An 18,333-nucleotide genomic window follows, 5' to 3' on the forward strand; every position below is an offset into this window, starting at 1 on the left:
CTCAGTTCTTCGTGCCGCGGCGATCCGCTCGGCATACGCGCGGTGGGCCTTGCGTCCGGTAGGGGTGCAGGGCCCACTGCCCTTCGAGCTCAATCTGCCCAGCCGCGCTGCATGACGTCCTGCTCGCACCCCGGCCTTGTCGTCAAAGCTGGTGGTGTCGGTGGTCTCTTCGTTCCCGCTCGCCTTGTGTGTCCGGAGTCATCTCGACAGTTTGACGATGCGGGAGGTCTTGAGGACATTCCCGTCCGCGTCCAGCGCTCTCACTCGGAAGTACGGTCCTGGATTGTCCGTCGGGATCGCCGTCTCGAACCCGGATTTTCTAGCACCTTTCACCACGACCGACAGTGAGTCGGGGTCAGGCCCTGCGAGCAGCTGCCACGCTCTGGTCTGCGTCGAGCCGTTCCAGGACGCGTGGACGACGCTGCGCCCGCCGTCAGCTCGCGCCGCCGCCTTCGGTGGGTAGTACGGAGTGCCGGTCCATTCGTTCCGGAACGCTCGATACGACATGTTGGAGCCCGGGAACTTGGCGTCGTAGAGCAGGTTCTTCGAGCCGTTGCCCTCGGTGTTCCCCGCACGCGCGTACTCCGAGTAGTACGGGCTCTGCCCCCACCCGATGAACCGGTTGCCGTTGGAGAGGACCTGGGTGTTCCCCTGGCTCGCCGAGAACAACGGCGGCTTGTGGTAGTAAGCCTTGTCCACGGTCGCTTTGCGGGCGCGGAAGTCGAGGTTGAGAAACAGGCCGTGCGACTGCTGTTCGGCAGGAGTGTCGGACGATTCACAGCAGCCGTCGTCGAACATGCTGATCCGGTTCCCCGGCCGGAACCGCGCGTCATGCTGCCAGTAGAAGTCAGCGTTGGGCCCGAAGGTGAAGTCGCTCTTGTCGCCGCCGAGTTGCCAGCGGATATTGCCGGACTTCTTGGCGACGTTGTAGATCGCCCACATGTTCCGGGCCGAGATCAGCAGGCGGCCGTCACGGCCCTCCTCGACGGAGTTGATGTGGAAGGGGTCCCACACTCCGTCGGACGAAGAGGCGCTGGATACCGGCTCCTTTGAATCCGCGGGGTCAAGGTGGTCCAGAGCGTTCCACGAGGAGAGGAGCCTGCCCGTGGCGAGGTCGACCTCCTGGATTTCGCTGTTGTGGATGGCACCGTCCTTCGGACCGCCGTAGGGCGAGAGATCGAAGGCCACGGGCTTGGACGCGATGAACAGCGCTGTGCCCCTGCGGGTCAGGGTGAACTCGTGAAAGTCCGGATAGTAGCCGTGATGTGCGAAGACCGTCTTGAGCAGGCGGTAGTGGTTGTCGTAGATGTAGAAGCACCCGCCCGGTTCCGGCGCACCGGACGGCAGGTTCGTATACCCGGGTGGCAGGGCGGTGGTCCCCTGCCACCAGGTCAGCACCGGCTGCCCCTTGCCTTTGCCTCCGCGGTAGTACTTCTGGACCCTGAAACCGCTGTTCTGGAGGTTGGTGGAGGGCAGCGGGCGGAACCAGACCGGATCGCCGGACTTGTCGTTGATCAACGCCCCGGTCTGGCCGACCATCCGCTCGTCGGTGTACGGGGCGACGAAGACGCCGCCGCGAGCCGTCCCCGGTTTGTTCGCGGTCACTTTCACGCGCATGGGACGAAGGCGCGGCTCGGAGACGAAACTCCACACATCGCTGCCTGAGAGGATCGGAGGCGGAGTCTCTCGCGATGGAGGAAAAGGCTTCGTCGCGCACAGGCGGGACGCACCTCCTTGAGGAGACGCGCCGCGTTGAGGACTCGTCGCGGCGGAGGGCAGAGAGCCGGCGACGACACACCCCGCGGCGAGCACACAGGCCCCCACCGTGCGAGGTCTTCCCCATCTCCGACGGACCTGCAGCTTTCGTGTCACCTTGCCGACCTCCTTGGCACCGGGCACCTGCTCCGCGATGGCGGGTGCCACTTCTCAATCTGATTCTTCGTCCATTGCTCTTTCGGAACCGCGACGGTCAAGACCGGAGTCGTTCCTCCGGTGACGGTAAGCAGTAATGAGGCGCTCAGACTGCTGAAGCTCACGCAAGTGGGCCGTTCGGCAGGAGCAGGTTCACCTGGACATGCATCAGCTCCCTCAGGGGGCCAGGCCCGTTCTGGGGTTTCCTTCGCGATGGTGACCCCAGCGATCGGGTGCAGCAGCCCGAATGACGCACTGACCCGGCCCGGAATCCGCGGTCGCCCCGTCGACGGGTGCCGCGGAGCAACTGGCCCTGGACGCGATGACCTTCCGCGCGCGGGAGTTCGAGTTCGCCATGGACGCGGCACCGCGCGTCGGCTTCCGAGCGGTGGGCATCCCGGTGTGGCAGTGCGTGGCAAGCCCGCAGCGGGGCATCCCGTCTGAGGCCATGGCCGAAGCCCTCCGCGAGCGCGGACTGCGGGTCGCTGAAGTGGAACTGGTGAGGCTCGGCGAGCGGGGCATCCTGCTCCCCCAGCCCGGCGGGCCCACCGGTCTCTTCCGCGCGAGGCAACGCCACTACCTCCACCATGTGCTGCGCGACGCGCTCATCGCGGAGGTCCGTGCCGCCGGCAACGAGCAGAGCCGCATCGACGAACACATGCTGTTCCTGAGGGACCTTGTGGAGACCGTCGGGCTGGGCAAGGAACCGGGCGCCCGCATGAGCGTGCGCCGGAAGCTGGACCGCAGTCGTGGTGCCGGTGCGGTGGAGTTCCTCCCCGAAGACCGCGGGACACCATCTCGGCGCTCATCGCGCTGATACCGACGCATGACAACGACCGGCGGTACGGCCGCCTCCGGGTCTGACGGACCGCTTCGGCATGAAGGTCATCCGGCCGGGCGTTCTCCGTACTCCCTGCTCCCGGCCCGTCAGGTCTTCTGCAGCGCACGGAACCGGCTGATCCAAACGTGGTTCCGTCCGGGCAGACCGTCCTTGCCGTCCTCCACGGTGTACGGGCAGAACAGCTGTTGAGCAGCCACGGGTCGTTTCAGCGCCCTCGCTGCTGCCTGTTCCGGCATCCTTGCTCGCTCCGGCCCTCTTGTCCGGTCCGGAGGGTGTCGTTCTGGCGCCCAGCACGCCCAGCACGCCCAGCCCGGCAGCCCCGGACGCGCCGAGCAGCCGCCGGCGCGACAGTGCAGTGTGCTTGTCGGCCCCGGTCGGGTTCGCGGCCGAGCTGTGCGAGTCCGACGAACCGCTGCAGTCGGTCACTGGTAGCGGTTGCCTGCGAAGTTGTGCAGCGCCGTTCCGAGGCTCTCCACGCGGATGCTCGTATCCCTCTTCCAGGAGGAGGCGATCGTGCACTTCAGGACGCCTTCGCCGGCACGCAGCGGGGACGGGATCTCGGTGTTCGCCTTCGTCTGGAGGGTCGCCGTCAAGGTAAGTGCCCGCTTGTTCTGCTTCCTGTTGAAATTGACGGACGCGATGTCCGGCCAGGGCACGGTCAGTGCGTGTGGGCCGTGCCGCACGGTGAGCCCGTCAGCTCCTACGTGCAGCGCCCTGGCCCGAAGGAGTGGCAACGAGACATTCAGCCCGTGGAGCACACAAAGCAGAGTGATCACTAGCGCGTACACGGACATGACCGGGACCTTGTCGAACCAGAGCCCCATCAACAGGAGCAGGCCGTCGATCCACGACGCGAACACGACCGGCCGTCGCATACGACGCCAGAACACACCCGGGCCCCAATGCTCCACCGCGAACGAGTCGCCTTCCGCCGGGCTCCCGGCCGGCTCGCCGACCGGCGCCTTCCGCGGGCCCCTTGCGGGCGGCCTGGTCGCGGCCGTCGAGCTCGCCGAACCCGTTGCAGCGGCCCGGTGTTCGCCAGTGCGTCCGCGGATCGCTCGTCCTCACGTCTATGCGCAGATCCGCCTCAACGTCGTTCGGCGTGGCACGGGGATCGGGAACTCTCGGCTGCTGATGTGCGAGGCGCGAGACGAGTTCAGTGGCGGCGGGGCGGTCCTCCGGTGCTTTGTGCAAGCAGTCCTCCGCCAACTCCCGCAGGCTGTAAGGCATAGCTCTGAGATCGGGTGCCTCATAGACCACGCGGAACAGCAGGGTGTGAGCGGCACCTTCGCCGAAGGGCCCGTGTCCGTGGCCGCGTAGACGAGCAGTGAGCCGAGAGAGAAGACGTCCGCCGGCGGCCCGCCGACTGCCCCAGTGCCTGTTCGGGCGACATGAAACCCGGCGTGCCGAGGATGGTTCCTGCCCTGGTCAGATCGGTGCATCCGGTGGTCTCGAGGGTCTTCGAGATGCCGAAGTCGATGATCCTCGGACCGTCCTCGACGAGCAGGACGTTCGAAGGCTTGAGGTCGCGGTGTACAAGGCCGTCTTGTGGAGTCCGGATCCCCGTCGACGACTTGCGCTGTCCAGAAGCCACCCGCGCGCATAGCGAACTTGGCCTCGCGCCGGAAGCGTTCGCGGAACCCGGGTGAGGACGCCATGTCCTCCCGTACCACCTTGACGGCCACCCGCCGCCCGGTGGGGGGCTCACCCAGGAACACCCGGCCCATTCCGCCCGAGCCGAGGCGGAAGGTCAACCGGTACGGACCGACCGCCCGCGGGTCCCCGGCTTCCAGCGGCTGCATCAGATCAGATTCTCCGCACCCAAACGGGGAAGCGTCCTGAGCAGGGTGTATCTCGTAGCGTGATTGAAGTGCTTGCTGAAAGCACCCCTGTAGGGCTCGAACCTGCGAAGGGGGAACAGCGTCGGCTGGACTGTCGGTCTCCCTCGCCCACCTGCAGCGATTCGTTGTACGGCGACACCGAAGGCACCGTGATGATCTCAGCTGACTGCTTGCTGAGGCGTAGTCACAAGGAGCCCATGGTGAGGCGAATATTCGCTCTAACCTGCGAACAATGCAGAGCGTAACTGGTGCCCCCGGCAGGATTCGAACCTGCGACACCCGCTTTAGGAGAGGGATCGGATCCTTCACGAGTGGTGCTGGGAGGTGTCGCGTAGTGCTGTTCTGCCTAATCAGCGTCGTGCCGCATCATCAGCAGTCCGGTTGGTGACCGGCTATGCGATGCCGTCCGCTCACGCGTCGCTCACGCATGGGGGCGGCACAGGCAGCGCTGGTACGTGTGTGCCTGCCCAGTGCTCCGAGGCTGATTGACCCTGCTGCCGCAATGGGTGGCTCGTGCTGGAAGGCTTGGTGCGTGACGTACGCGGTGACAGTGGATATGAGCATCCCGAGCGGTGCTCCACAGATGGATGAGCTGCAACGGGCCGGTGCCGGGGCTCTGTTGGAAGAAGGTCTCAGCGCGATCGAGTCGCTCGAAGGGCCGGACGGGGTGGAGGTGGAAGTCGACGACACGTTCGTGGGTGTCTATCCCGGTGGGGCCCTGCTGAAGGTGTTCGTGGATGCGCCGGCGCTGGAGTTCGCCGAGCAAGCGGTCCGTTCGCTGGTGGAGGAGGTCCTCGAACGTTCGGAGCCTCTTGCCGATTGGACAGTGGAGCGTTGCGAGGTCGAACTGCACCCGGAGTTGGCGAAGGAGAGCCTCGAGGCAGCTGATGGTCCGGCGGCACCCCCGGTCGATATCGCTGCCCGGCGTGCCCAGCTGGCTGAATCGGCCGCCGGAACCCCCGCCGACCCTGCCCGCATAGCTGCCGAGTCGAAGGCAGCGGAGACCAGGATGCGCGCCATGGCTGTCCAGTTGCGGGCTTTCGGACCAGGGATGTTCGGCGCAGTCGACGAGGAAGACGAAGACTACGACCCGGAAACCTCCTATTCTGCGGTGTCGCCCGAGGATGCGGAACTGGCCGCCGGGGCGCTGGTCTGGGCTTCGGATGTCCTTCTGGATGAGCTTTTCCAGGACGCTTTCACCTTGGCCCAGCGGAAGACCAATGTCGCTGAGTGCGAGGAGCCCCTGTGGCTGCTTGAGGACTTGCCTCCGCGCTATGCGCTAAAGTACGACGCTCGTTTCGCCCGCAGGCTTTTGGTTACGGCCGTCGCCCTCACCACGCGCTTCACCGAGGGCAGCTTCGAGCAGCTGAGCTGCGTCGCGGAGGAGCTGACCTTGAGGCTGCTGCTGACCACGACCGAGGTCACGTTGGAGACGTTCGGGCTGCTTGATCCGAGGGTCGCGGACGCGTTGGCGTGCTTCTCCGATCTGGTCTATGAGGACTTGGACCATGAGTGGCTGTATGACGACTCGAAGGACGGCATCGAGGAGAGTGCATTGGGTGAGTATCTGGGTGTCGCGCCCATGGGCCTAGAGAGTTGGTTCAAGCCGTTCAACGAGGGCCGGTACGTCCATCCGTACGCTGCCAACGAGCCCCGCAACGATCCGGATGGACAGTCGGCCACCTGACGTCGCTTCGCCCGCCCAGGCGTACCGGCCCTCTGAACCCTGCTCGCGAATTCGCGGAGCTCGGGCCGGGAGGCGCGGCGTGACGCTGGGACGGCGATGCGGAGTATCTCACCAGCCGGCCCGCACGTCGGCGCGGCGGACATGCGACATCAGGTAAGGGTTGAGACCGGTCAGGGGAGCAGCAGTGCACGAATCGAACGCTCGTGGCCGCGACGTACAGGACTCCGCCCTCGACGAAGGGCTCCCCTGGATCGCCTGATCCAGCGCAGCTCTGCCTGCAACAGCTACTTCCCCGTTTCCGCGTCCCACCCGAGAAGGACGGCACAGACCGCGCTGCCCACCGCGACCCCGCGTGGCTGTGAAGGCACCCCTCCCGGACCTGTTAGGCCATTGGGCGGTCAGTCGCCGTCGCCAACTGCTTCTGCAATCAGTTCAGAGGAGTCTGCTCGACAGGAAAGACCCACTCCCGTCGCCATGGGAAGGAAAGGATCATATGCAGATGGAGCAGGGGCAGAGTCGCGGGGGTGTACTGGTCACCGTCCGGGTGGAGGCCGCGCTCACAGGACCCGTCGAACACCGGACAACCGCCCACGCATCGTTCGAGCAAATGGGCTGGGAAGTACTGCACGCTGAAGAGACGGACCCGGCGCTTCGCACCCCGGGCGGAGTTCTCCCGGACGAGGCGATCCACATCTCGTTCTACACGCTTGGCATACCCGTCGGCCGTGATGCCCGTAGACCGGAGCGGTGGGCGGTCCAAGAGGTTAAGGACCTCGCGGACGATGCCCACCTGGACCTACGACCGGTGAGCGCGCGGATGCTACGGAGGCAGCGTCGCCAGGAACCCCACTGGTTTGTCTGTACACCGCGCAGTACGCACTCGTATCCGTGGGTCCGGTGGCTGTTCAATCTGGAGCGGAGCATGGGGTTCCACGACACCGGGACAGTGCTGTTCGGTTCCTACGAGGAGGCTCGGCGACGCGCAGTTGGGGTAAGCGTGCGTCCCCCGTTTCCGCGACGGGTGCAGGCCCATGACGAGTTGTGCCGGACCAGGGTTGGGGAAGGCCGCAGTCGGGTGCTGAGGGCAGTGGTGCTGAGCTGGGCGGCGGGGATGCTCGGCCTCCCAGTGGCGGCGGGCCCCTGGTGGCTGGCTCTGCCTGCGCTGGCGGCCTGGGCGTTGCTTACCTGGTGGTGCGCGACCGTCATGCTTCCCCTCGCCGGTCAACGTCGCACGGTCCATCGTCGCCGTACCGACCCTCCGGCGCGGGATAGTGGTCGCACGACAACCGGCGACGGGAACCTTGCCCAGCCGGACGAGGACGAGGAAGTAATTGTCTACTGGCACCAGCGGGCGCGCGCATGGCTGGCAGCGGTGGCAGTCAGCGGAGTGTTCTTCGCGGTCACCGCCTGGATGACCTGGAATACGAATCCAGCGAGCGCTGTCGCCTGGCACCTACTCCTGGCAGGCACGGTATTCGTAACGCCCGGCATCCGACACCTGGCTCGCGCCGGCAGCCGGAGGCCGTTTCTCGTGGCGCTGCTCGTGGCGCTGCTCCCGGTGGCCGTTCCAGCACTTGGCGGGCTCAGCCCTGTCCTCTTCACGTTCTATGGCGCCGCTTTTCATACCCGTGCCGAGGAGATAGACGTTTCTAACGTTTGGCAGTTCCTGGCCTCGACGTACGTGCTCGGCATCTCTACAACGCTGAGTCTCGTCTTCCTCGCCAGTTGGGGCTACCTGCGACCGCTGTTTCGCGACCGTACGCTGCGTCTATTCCTTCCAATCGTCGCCATCTCCGGGGCCATGGCACTCACCCTGGCCTGGGCAACGACCGTACTGGATTCTGCCTCGGCGGCTGGCGATAAAGCGGTCCGGCAATGGCGGTCCGGCCAAGTACCAGACCACTATTACGGCGCCAACCCCCAACCAGTCTGTGTGACTCCGATCGGTCCCTTGGACGAACTCCCCCTGGACGGACACCGGCTTGACCCTGAACAGGTGTACGGCAGCTTCGGTGCAGTCGGTGGTCAGGTAAATCTGTGGGATCCCGTGTCGGGTGACGCCTTCCCGGTGCCTTCCGATGCGGTGCAGGTGCTCCCAGCCGGGGACAGCGAGTCCGGTGCTTCGATACCCCGAGCTTGCCCCTCCTGAGCTGACGTAGGTCTCCTAGCGATGTGGCAAGACAGGCCACCGGCCACTCGGTCAGCGTTCACTACGGTCTGCGCCAGGTCGCACTCGAAACCTAATAATCCGGTGCGCGTACGCTGACATAATATGGAGTATGACTCATTCCGGCTCGGATTGCCCCGATCCCTTGAGGTCTTCGCAGGCGACTGGCGACGAGGTTGGCTTGGCGACAGATGCGTGGGCGGCATACTCGGCCGATCCGCAGCTCCGGCAGCCGCCAGACCCAGGGTCGCCCGGGAAACAACCGCCGGGGGAAGACCTGAACTTGAACATCGGCTGGGAACGCTTCGAGAAGCTGCTGCTTGCGGTTTCGCGCAGTGTTCTTGGTCTTCGAGGTATCAGGTTCCGTCGCTACGGTACCCAGGGGCAGGAACAACACGGGATTGACCTGGCTGGACGTGAGGCTGACGGTCGCCACACCGTGATCCAATGCAAGGACTATCAACAGTTCACCGCTGGAAACCTGCGGGCAGCTGTTGAGAAATTCACTACCGGACGGCGGCCCTTCAACGCCTATCGCCTGATCGTCGCGACCTCGGCCTCTGCCCAGCCCACGCAGCTCGCCGATGAGTTGGCCAAGCTTCAGGACGAGAATCCTGATCTAGAACTGGATCTTTGGGGCTCCGAGAAGATCAACGAGCACCTCCGCTACCACGGCGATGTCGTTGCTCAGTTCTGGACCCGCGAGACGTCTGAGGTGTTCTGTACTGGGGCACCTCGTCCGGGTGTACCGGCACCGCTTCCGGATCGGCAGGAGCAGGCGGAGCGAATCCTCGTCGGTCCCCTGAAGACTGCTGATGTGAAGCCGATCTTGCGCGAGGCAGACTCCAAGCGGGCAGGAGCTCCGGCAGAGTCCGCCGTTCTCTATGGCGACCTGGCGGTCCGGTTGCAGGAAGCTGGCCATCGCGGACACGCGATTGTGCTGCGTCACAGACAACTCGATGCCCTACGGGAGGCCGGGCTCTTCGATGAAGCAGCGGAACTCGCGGCTCTTCTGGCTGTGACTGCGCTTTACCACGGTGACAGGTACGAACCGAGGAAACTAGTTAGCGTGCTGGAGCAGTTGGCACGTGATGCGGAGTCGGCGAGTACGAAGCGTGCTGCAACAACTAGGCGGCATACAGAACTCGTCCGAGCGGCCGTAAACAACGCTCTACACCCACTCGGTGCCGGCAACCCCAGCCTCCTACCGGCGGGGAGCGATGAGAACTTGGGGTACTGGCCCATGCTGGTCCTGATTCTCGCTGAGTACCGGCTAGCCACGGAGCCTCACCAGCTTGAAGAACTGGACGATCTCATCACCGTTGCGATCACACGAGCGGATGAGCAACCTATCGCAGGTCTGGGAGAAGACGTCGCCATACGCCTGCGACTCGTGCGCGCCGAGTACAACACCTTCGAGAGAGAAGAACTCCTAAGAGCAGCGAGGCGACACCTGGTCCATGGTCGGCACGCGGCACTCATCAGCGCGCGCGAAGCTCGCCGATGCTGCCTCGAAGACCGGGCCGAAGAAGCGCTGGAAAGCTGGAGAGATGCCGTTCAAGACGCTATCCACGCCGGATTGGCTGATAACGCCGCCGACTGGCTCTACGCCATCCGATCACTGAACATTCAGTACGGTCCCTGGTCCACGGAGCTCGATGATGAGCATCACCTTGCCCAGGCTCTCCGCACAACTGGAACAGGGCGCTTGCTGGATCGCATTCGGGACCCAAGGGCGCAGGCGATGTCAGCCGTGCTGCGCAAGAAGCCCATCGAAGCAGTCGTGTCGGCACGACGCTGGCTCACCGACAGTGTCGTGACCGGAAGCTGGGCCGACGAGAATGAAGCACTCAGCTTCCTCGGAGACCTGTACCGCGACAACAGCGAGTCCGCCCTGGCCGCCACGTACTACCAGCGCGCCGGGAACATCAAGCGACTCAAAGAACTCTCCGCGAATGTGGGCGACCTCTTGTTGCCGGTGGGGCAACTCAGGGACGGACCCTGGTGGGTCCTCCGCGCCCGAGCGGCACTCATTTCAGCGCAGACGGACCTGATCGAAGACCACTCGGTGGGCACGTTGATCAGCGATCTCACAGACTTGGCCGCACGAGGTAGGGCAGGTGAGCTCACCGACTCACCGACACAGGCCCTAACCCTGCAAGCCACAAAGAGCGCCTGCACGCTTGTGTCAAGAGGAACGCCCGAACAGGCCGTCACGCTCCTTGACCTGCTGGCCTCCGACGTGGTTCGCGAGCCCAACCACTACCGGCACACCGACGATGAGCATGCGGTCGCGTGCGTCGAGATCGCCCTTGCACATCCGGACCTCACCATGACTGCCCTCACCAGGCTGTTCGACCTGGCCGAGCATGACGCCCACAAGGCACTTGAGCTCCTGTCAAGTCACAGGGTGCTCGGACTACTGGGGGCACGATCACATCGCAACGACCGTCTCGGTGAACAAGGCGGTCCCGGACTGCTTACCGACGACGAACAGACCGTACTTCGTGCTCGCGCCATCCAATTGGCGCAGCGGGGAGGTTACTTGACCGACGTCGCGTGCTCCGAAATCGACCCCACCCATCCTTCTGTACGCGACCGCGCGGAACAAGCTCGTGATCGGATCCTGAACCGACCCGCCCCTGAACCTGGGCACGCTGAACTCGGGACCGCAATGGTTACCGACTCATACCTGGCAAGCAGTCTCCCCGATGAGGACCAGGAGGCATGCTTGAGGAAACTTCTGGACGTCGCTGGTGACCCACGTGAGGTGGCCTCGACTCGGCAGGACGCGCTCGTCGGGGCCAGCAATCTAGTGATTGAACAGTCCCCGGACGTGAAACACGAAACCTTCCAAAAGAGCTTGGCATTTGTGCTCGGCGAACAAGACGGGAGCCACCTTGACGATGAGCTGACCGGCGAGTCTCATCCACTCAGCTCATTCAGGTTCAACGGTGGACCTGCCTCGCTCTGTGGTCACGGACTACGCCTAGCCGCAGCTTCGGCCACAACGATCGAGGAACAAGAGTGGGTGCGAGATCAGGCGCTTGGTTTCCTACGCAGCGAAGAGCGCTCCATCCTCCAGACCGCCGCCAAGACACTCAACCAACTCCCACGAGAGATCACCAGCAACATAGACACCACCCTCCTCGCCACGCACAATCATGTCGGCGTCCGCCAACTCAGCGCCGTGCTGTGTATGCAGAACCCTGAACGCTGTCTGGATACGGCCATGCGCCTCGCCGGCGACAGCGACGGCCGTGTGCGACGCACACTGGCCGAAGCAGCGGCCTACCTTGCGCCGGACCCTCCCGAATCAGCCAAAGCGATCCTGGAAGCCCTCGCTCAGGACCCACGCCACGGCGTCCGTGTAGCAACGAATCTCCACACCTAGCCTGAGCGCGCTTGCCTCTTCGTGCGGGACCTAGAGGTGTCGGCGCCTGTCCGCACCTACTCAGTCATTCATCGGTGCAGTGTCGGGCGTACGGCAGGGCTAATGCGTGTTCCAGTTGACTCGCTGGCCGCACGTAGTAGCTCGTCCCAGTCAGAGTGAAGAAGCCACTCTTTCCCCATGAGATGGGCTGTCCACAGCACGAGGTCTGCCCAGCTTCGGCAGCGATGGACCTCTATGGCGTACGCGTTGGCGTCAGGCGCCGGGTCACAGGAGGCGTGGTCAACGCGCCAGCGCGCGGGAGCGGGATACGAAAGAAGGCTCCCGCCCGAGAACGTCACGGCCCCACCCTCCTGAGGCTCAGATTCGAGCTGTTCCCACGCACGTTCGTTCACGGTGACCTGCTCAACTTCCGCCATGTCGACCCAAAGATTGCCTTCGCCATCGGCCACGACTCGCTTGCAAACATCGCATATCGCTTCAAGCTCATGCATGCTCGCTCCTTTAGATCAAGTCCGGTGAGATAGGTGCTACTTGCCAACCATGTCTTGCCGAGCCACCGGACGTGCGCTCCGGGTCCGCCACCCACGTCCAGAATCGCGGCGGGGGAAGGTCAGTGCGTCCAGTAGCAATCCCACCGTCGCGCGGATGGCCTGGGCAACGAAGCCAGCCGGGCTTCTGCCCAAGACGCGCGTCCCGGCTTCGCGTACCTGCAGTTTCGCGTTCCCATCCGCGAAGTTCTGCCGACTGGCCGTGCCAATCGCTATTCCGAAGCCCTGGGAGCCCTCACCAGCCAACTGGGTGCTGCGCGGGAATCGTGTGATGCCGCATAAGCAGTGGTGCGGAGCCTTCAGTCACACTGCGCAACCGAACGTGTTGCGGATGCCGCAAAATTGCGTCCGGCTGCCGTCGCACTCCTCGTCTGAGGGGTTCCTCACCTCGTGAGCGGCAGCCAACCCACGGCGACGTTGGGTGCTCTTAGGGCGTACTCCAACGAGTCAGGAGTGACTGACGAATCCGGCAACCCCGATGAGAGCACAATCGGCACTCCGCCTTGCTGCGCGATCTCAACTCGTATCTGCTCGGGCACGGGAGCCTTCCACTCCTCGATTCCGAGCCTCAGGGTCAACACCCTTGCACTCAGAACTGCGGTCCCCTGAGCGGTGCGGACAGGCTCACCACGAGGCACGAGGCCAAGGTCCCGGCGATAGTCGGTGACGCCCACCCGCCAACCGTCTCCGTCATGATTCGGAGGCATGAAGTCGATGGACTCAAGGTGTGGATTGACCAGGACGGCTACGGGAGTCCGGTTGTCTATGCGGAGCAGGCCGGTCTTGACCGCAATCGCACGCCAGCTGGCTAGCGCGCGCGAAGTACCAATGACCGTCATCACCCCGTGCCGTCGGTCTCCGGCCGGTCCATCAGTGTCTACCCAGTCGGGATAGCGGCACATGCCCAGGTGGTTCAGGGTTGCACTCGCCTTGCGGGGCTGCTCGAACACCCGCAGCGCGGGCACTCCATCGTCGAGAGGGCCCCCGCAGTACTGGCAGTCAATCGGCCACAACAAAGACATCACTTGCTCGAGTTGCCCTGGGCCTAGGTGACGTTCGGTGCTCCCGCTGACCGCGACGGCTGACAGTCCAGGCTGCCCCTCCGCCGCATGGACAATCCGCCAGTCCGGCATCAGCATTGGGGCGCGCTGCCGAGCCCGCCGGAGCCAGAGCTGAGCGATATCGAGCTGGCCACGAAGAGCCAGGACAGTTCCCAGCGTGATCATGGCATCGGGGTCGCCGGACTCCGCGCGCAGAAGCGCGCCGTCGTGGGCCCGCTGGATGTACAACTTTGCTTCATCCGGGAGTTCGCGGAAGGCCAACGTCCCAGCATAAGCAAGGGCCGCGGCAGGCAGTCCATGATCAGCTGCGTTCCCCAACCACTGGGCGCGGTCGCCCATGAGGTTCATGTTCCGCCGTAGCCAGTCGCCGTACCTGACGGCACATTCGGCGTCTCCCGACTCAACTCCTCTGAGCCAGAACTCCCGAGCCGCCTCCTCGTCCTCATCGTCCAGCGCAAGGTCACCGAGCACCCGCAACGCCCGTGCCTCACCCGCCCGCATCGCCGCCTCAAGCCACCTTTGGGCACTCTCGCCGTCCTCCTCCTCGGCGAGCAGTGCACCTAGGTGGCACATCGCCGCACCATCGCCCCGATTGGCTGCGTCGCGCAGCCAGCGCTCCCCCTCCTGCCGGCTCGGTACATCCCCCTGGTCGATGAGCAGGCCCGCGAGCCCTGTCATCGCGGCGGTATCCCCGGCCTCTGCAGCGGGACGAAGGGCCTTGAGTGCAATATCGGGACGATCTGCCAACTGAGCGTTCCACGCGAGCAGTGAGAGGTTTGGCCCATCGACCAGTCGCACGGCCTCCTCCCATGCCGCATCGGCCACCGGAGTCACGCCAGCTGCCCACGAGTCTTCAGCCACCAGATAGTCGAAGGGTTGCCAGCCGCGCTCGTCATCGTCTGGCACCAGGAGGCTTGTCGCTCCGAGTAGTACCTCCGAGGCCCAGGCCCACGCTTCCTCCAGGGACTCGGGCCGCAGTTTGGCGCCGCCCGCCCGCTTGAGATAGGTGTGATGCAGCCCTTCCAGTACCTCACCCGGCAGTGGTCCCGCAAGCCCGGTTCTGGCCAGGTCGATGGCCGCGGTCGCTAGAGCCGCCCCACGTGGATGCCCTCCATCCACTCCGAGCGACCCAACGGCCGCACGCAGCCGCTCCATCAACTGGGGTCCGCCGGCCAGGTATTCTGGTAGGCCGTAGTCGTCACCGGCAGCGAGTGCTTCGACCAGACGGGGGTCACCGGAGCCAGCAGCGGCCGCGCGTTCCCCATCGCTCCAGATCCGGTCGACGGGGACGAGCGCAGCACGCCGAAGCACCGGCTCGGCAAAGGTCGGCCCGTCGAACGCCTCGCCTGAGCCGCGCCGGGCGCTTTGGTTCACGTACCGCTCATACAGTTGAGAACGCAAGGTGGCGAGGACAACCGTTCCGGCCCTCTGCAGCCCGGTCAGCAGTTCGCCGGTAAGCCCTTTGGGATGCAGATGGCGCTCTAGATCATCCAGCCACACCACCCGGTGCCCGCCTGGTTCCCGACACTCGTCCGTAAGTCCACTGAGATCGGTCGCCGGATCGGGACAGCAGACCTGCCACTCACCGAGCACCCGCCGCATCGCCTCAAATGCGGAACGTGTCTTTCCTGCCGCGGAATTACCCGTCATCAGAACGAAGCCGCCCTGGCGCGCCGCCGCCCGCAGGCGTTCGTCGAGCCTTTCGTCAAAATCCCGCGAAATGTACGGCACCACATCAGGCAGGCCATCGACCTCGCGCACAGGATGGGTACCGTAGCCGGCCGCCTCCGCCCCAGCGACCGGCTCCCACGCAAAGCGCCGCTTGTGTCGGATCAGCTCCAGAGCCGGCCGCACTCCGGTGTGCCGCTCCACCAGTTCGAGAAATTCCTCGTCGGCGAGGAGCGTTCGTACCGGAACCGCCTCCAGGCGACCGTGCGCCCAGCCATTCGGATCATCAACCGCCACCCCGACCAAATAGTCCCCCAGGAAAGCGGCTGCGCCAGACATACCCCGCCACGGCGAGCCTTCTCGCGATGTCTGCGGAGCCGAGTGCGCGCTGTCGATCACATAGCGCCCGCGCAGTACTGACGAACCAGGCTTGAGTGTGCCGACCAGCTGCTCCGAATCAGGCCGACGGCCCGCCCGCTGGGCGTTGGGAAACCCGATGACCTCGCAACCGGGCCAGGCTGAAGAACCTTCCGGCTCACCCCAGCGCACCGGCGGGGTCGCCTCCGGCTCAACTAGGTCGGCGTCCGCCAGCAGCAGCGCCGCGTCGCACGCCTCGCCCACACCCCGCCAGAGAACCTTGCAGTCCTGGATCCCGGACCCGCCCGGGACACCTGCCTGTGCGTCACTGGCACTCACCACATGACGGGCAGTCAGGATCACTCGCGCGCTCAGTAGCCAACCGCTGCCCTGCATTCCTCCCTCGACGATCGCGATGCGCCATCGCATAGCCTTCCCCACGTCTCAGTCCCCGGTGACCTCAGTCACGCCCGTTCCCGAAGTCGTCAAGATCAACTGGATCCGGGTTACCGATCAGCCAACTCGTGCTGTCCGACGAGCGCTTGGGTTCCAAGGTCAGCGCGACCCGGTGGGTGTTGTGCCGCGCGGCAGAGGCACTGACGTCCCCGGACACAACCCAGGCTTTGAAACCCGCCTTAGCCTGAGCGTCCTCGCGGAGCTCCACAGAGAACTCAAGCGTGATCTCTCTGACGTCGAACCGCAGTCCCTCGCCATCGCCCGCGACTGCGGCGTGGAGGAGCTGTTGTCTCAAGGTTGCCACGGCCTGCGTGAGTTCGATCTCATGAAACGCGTCCGTCACGTCGCCACCCGCAACCACAGACTGGAACTAGCAAGGACAGGAAGACCGCCACGTGCCAGGCATGGGGTCGCCGTCACTGTAGTTGTCCCCGCCGAGTTGCGTCAGGTCCTTGGCCACCAGACAAGCAGGGCACAGGTCATCAGGGCGATGGGGACGGCGGTGATGAGGAAGTACTTCTGGAGTTCGTGAGCCTCCAGGTAGCCATGTAGCGCTTCCCATCGGCTTCGTGCAGCCCCGCTACTCGAAGGTGTCGGAGCTGGTGGTTCATTGGTCAGCCGTCGTGTCGTCGCCAGCCCGTGGCCGCTGGAGTCACGAGGTGCCGGCAGCCTGGTCTCGTCCCGGCCAGAGGCGTGTGATGCAGTATGGGCGGGCCCTGGCAGAAGGACAGGTGACGGGAGAAGTGATGTGTCTTCATGCGGTGGGGCTTCCTCAAGTCTGTTGGCGGCTTGTGGCTCAAGTTCGCTGGCCGCATGCAACGGATCACCCAGTAGTACTGCGTCTTCGCGGAGTTCGGCCTCCGCGTTGTCGATCGTGGCGAGCCACGCTTCCCGGTCTGCTGAGGGGAGTTGCTCAGCGACGCTGATGGCGGCCTCCAGCAGGATGCTGGGATGTGAGGCGATTACGCCTGCGGTGCTGTCTGCCAGGAGGTATTCGGTGGGGGCCGCGCGGGCGAGGATCGTCAGACAGCGCCGCCGTTGGTTGTCTGTGAGCGCTGGGGAGGTGAGAACTTGCTCAAGGAACTCTTCGCCGCTGGAGGTGCTCAACTCTTCGATGAGTCCTGCCGTCAGGGCGTCGGGACCGAGACCGCCGAAGTAGCTGTCGTCGAGGGCCGGATAAAGGTCACGGAGCAGGCGCCGCAATCTAAGTACGGTGTCGGGCGGCAGCGGCGGAACCACGAACTCCCGGTAGTAGAAGTTCCAGGCGGCTGTAATGACGCCTTTGGCGTCATCCTTGCGGGCTGCACCGGCCATGCTCTGTACAGCGACGAGGGCACGTAGCAGCTCCAGGTCGACATCCAGGCCCTCGGTGTCAGCACCGCGCTGGCAGTACTTCATCTCGTGCTCGAGCAGCACGGCGGTGGCCGCAGGCTTTTCATCGAGGATCTGGCGCGATTGGAGCAGCACGTCGGCGAGTACGTCCATGTGGACGGTGAGGGCATGATCTGGGTTGGGGATAACCGACGACAACGACAATCCGTCGCTCAGCCTGCTGTCTTCCTCCAGGTGCTCGGCCGCCTCGTCAGCGTCCCAGTCATCAGGCACACCAGCCCGGTGCAGAGCGGCGATCTGCCGCTCGAAGGCGAGTGCGGCTACCTGCTGTATCTGGGTGCGGGTCAGATGCCGGTAGAGGGCCTCGGGAACGAGTTGGACCGACTCCCCTGTGATCAAGGCGGCGTAACGGATGCGCAGCCGTTCCCACCACTCACGGGTGGAACGTGCCAGCAGCAGAACACGGACCGGGCGACCCGGCGATCGGTGCGCCGCCAGCGCGTCGAGCAACTGCTCGACCTGCCCGGTTCGCGACTCGGCGTAGTCGATGACGATCAGAACCGGCCGGACGAGGTGGCAGAAGTCGACAAACGCCTCTGAATGCTGTCCGGGGACGTCGGAGAGGAATCCGGCGCACCACGGTATGTCCGGGTTCTGCGACTGGCGCTCGGCTTCGGGACGTCGTTCAGAGAGGCGGCGTGCCAACTCCACCCCCAGCCGTGTCTTTCCGATGCCGCCGGGCCCCTGTACGACAGCGACGTCCACGGTCCGCTCACTGCGGCACCACTCACGCAGCGTGGTCAACTCCGCATCGAGGCCGATGAAGTCCACAACCTCAGCGCGGGGAGAGAGCAGGTAGGAAGCTGCGGCCACGGGCTGCGGGGGGCTGTCAAAGATCCCTGCAAGATCAGCAGGCTCCAACCGTGGCCGCACCTGCGCAGCCTCCTCCACCAGGCGGCAGAACACCCGGTCATCCAACAGCCGCCGCACCGGAAGGGCCTCCAGACGGCCGCTGTTCCACCCGGCGGGCTCATCTGTGATCACACCCAGTAGAAGGTCCCCACAGAACA

General features: G+C 64.9%; 11 protein-coding genes. 4 read left to right on the forward strand and 7 right to left on the reverse strand.

Features of this window, described 5'->3' with window-relative positions; genetic code table 11:
• Positions 1-198: 198 nt before the first annotated feature.
• Complete coding sequence (locus EV375_RS22835) at positions 199-1,617, reverse strand: arylsulfotransferase family protein (protein WP_130301286.1); 1,419 nt, start codon at positions 1,615-1,617, stop codon at positions 199-201.
• Positions 1,618-2,233: 616 nt separating this feature from the next.
• Here EV375_RS22835 and EV375_RS22840 point away from each other — a divergent pair.
• Positions 2,234-2,728, forward strand: coding sequence for a hypothetical protein (locus tag EV375_RS22840; RefSeq protein WP_130301287.1), 495 nt, complete (start codon positions 2,234-2,236; stop codon positions 2,726-2,728).
• Positions 2,729-3,174: 446 nt separating this feature from the next.
• On the opposite strand, the gene EV375_RS22845 is transcribed toward EV375_RS22840, so the two are convergent.
• Positions 3,175-3,627, reverse strand: coding sequence for a hypothetical protein (locus EV375_RS22845; RefSeq protein WP_130301288.1), 453 nt, complete (start codon positions 3,625-3,627; stop codon positions 3,175-3,177).
• A 374-nt stretch (positions 3,628-4,001) separates the two neighbouring features.
• A complete protein-coding gene (locus EV375_RS22850) occupies positions 4,002-4,460 on the reverse strand; it encodes a protein kinase domain-containing protein (RefSeq protein WP_130301289.1) in 459 nt (152 codons plus the stop codon).
• Positions 4,461-5,125: 665 nt separating this feature from the next.
• Here EV375_RS22850 and EV375_RS22855 point away from each other — a divergent pair.
• From EV375_RS22855 to EV375_RS29875, 3 genes are all read left to right on the forward strand, one after another.
• A complete protein-coding gene (locus EV375_RS22855) occupies positions 5,126-6,280 on the forward strand; it encodes a hypothetical protein (RefSeq protein ID WP_130301290.1) in 1,155 nt (384 codons plus the stop codon).
• 493 nt (positions 6,281-6,773) lie between these two features.
• Positions 6,774-8,429, forward strand: coding sequence for a hypothetical protein (locus tag EV375_RS22860; protein ID WP_130301291.1), 1,656 nt, complete (start codon positions 6,774-6,776; stop codon positions 8,427-8,429).
• 301 nt (positions 8,430-8,730) lie between these two features.
• Complete coding sequence (locus EV375_RS29875; RefSeq protein WP_486588649.1) at positions 8,731-11,841, forward strand: restriction endonuclease; 3,111 nt, start codon at positions 8,731-8,733, stop codon at positions 11,839-11,841.
• A 68-nt stretch (positions 11,842-11,909) separates the two neighbouring features.
• Here the strand turns inward: EV375_RS29875 and EV375_RS22870 are convergent, their stop codons facing one another.
• From EV375_RS22870 to EV375_RS22885, 4 genes are all read right to left on the reverse strand, one after another.
• The gene (locus tag EV375_RS22870) at positions 11,910-12,332 is read right to left on the reverse strand and encodes a hypothetical protein (protein WP_130301292.1); all 423 of its coding nucleotides are present in this window, start codon (positions 12,330-12,332) and stop codon (positions 11,910-11,912) included.
• A gap of 440 nt (positions 12,333-12,772) precedes the next feature.
• Entirely contained in the window at positions 12,773-15,904 is a 3,132-nt protein-coding gene (locus tag EV375_RS22875) for a tetratricopeptide repeat protein (RefSeq protein ID WP_130301293.1), read from the reverse strand.
• A 31-nt stretch (positions 15,905-15,935) separates the two neighbouring features.
• Positions 15,936-16,274, reverse strand: a complete 339-nt coding sequence (locus EV375_RS22880) for a trypco2 family protein (RefSeq protein ID WP_130301294.1) — start codon at positions 16,272-16,274, stop codon at positions 15,936-15,938.
• A 101-nt stretch (positions 16,275-16,375) separates the two neighbouring features.
• Positions 16,376-18,307 carry a hypothetical protein gene (locus tag EV375_RS22885; RefSeq protein WP_486588779.1) on the reverse strand — a complete coding sequence of 644 codons (1,932 nt, stop codon included), beginning with the start codon at positions 18,305-18,307 and terminating at the stop codon, positions 16,376-16,378.
• Between the last annotated feature and the right edge of the window lie 26 nt (positions 18,308-18,333).

The organism is Streptomyces sp. CNZ301 (assembly GCF_004217425.1).

Bases quoted from the DNA above. Each gene is read 5' to 3' on its own strand.
- EV375_RS22845 (WP_130301288.1), bottom strand. From the start codon at position 3,627: ATGCGACGGCCGGTCGTGTTCGCGTCGTGGATCGACGGCCTGCTCCTG.
- EV375_RS22840 (WP_130301287.1), top strand. From the start codon at position 2,234: ATGACCTTCCGCGCGCGGGAGTTCGAGTTCGCCATGGACGCGGCACCG.
- EV375_RS22835 (WP_130301286.1), bottom strand. From the start codon at position 1,617: ATGCGCGTGAAAGTGACCGCGAACAAACCGGGGACGGCTCGCGGCGGC.
- EV375_RS22860 (WP_130301291.1), top strand. From the start codon at position 6,774: ATGCAGATGGAGCAGGGGCAGAGTCGCGGGGGTGTACTGGTCACCGTC.
- EV375_RS22870 (WP_130301292.1), bottom strand. From the start codon at position 12,332: ATGCATGAGCTTGAAGCGATATGCGATGTTTGCAAGCGAGTCGTGGCC.
- EV375_RS22875 (WP_130301293.1), bottom strand. From the start codon at position 15,904: ATGCGATGGCGCATCGCGATCGTCGAGGGAGGAATGCAGGGCAGCGGT.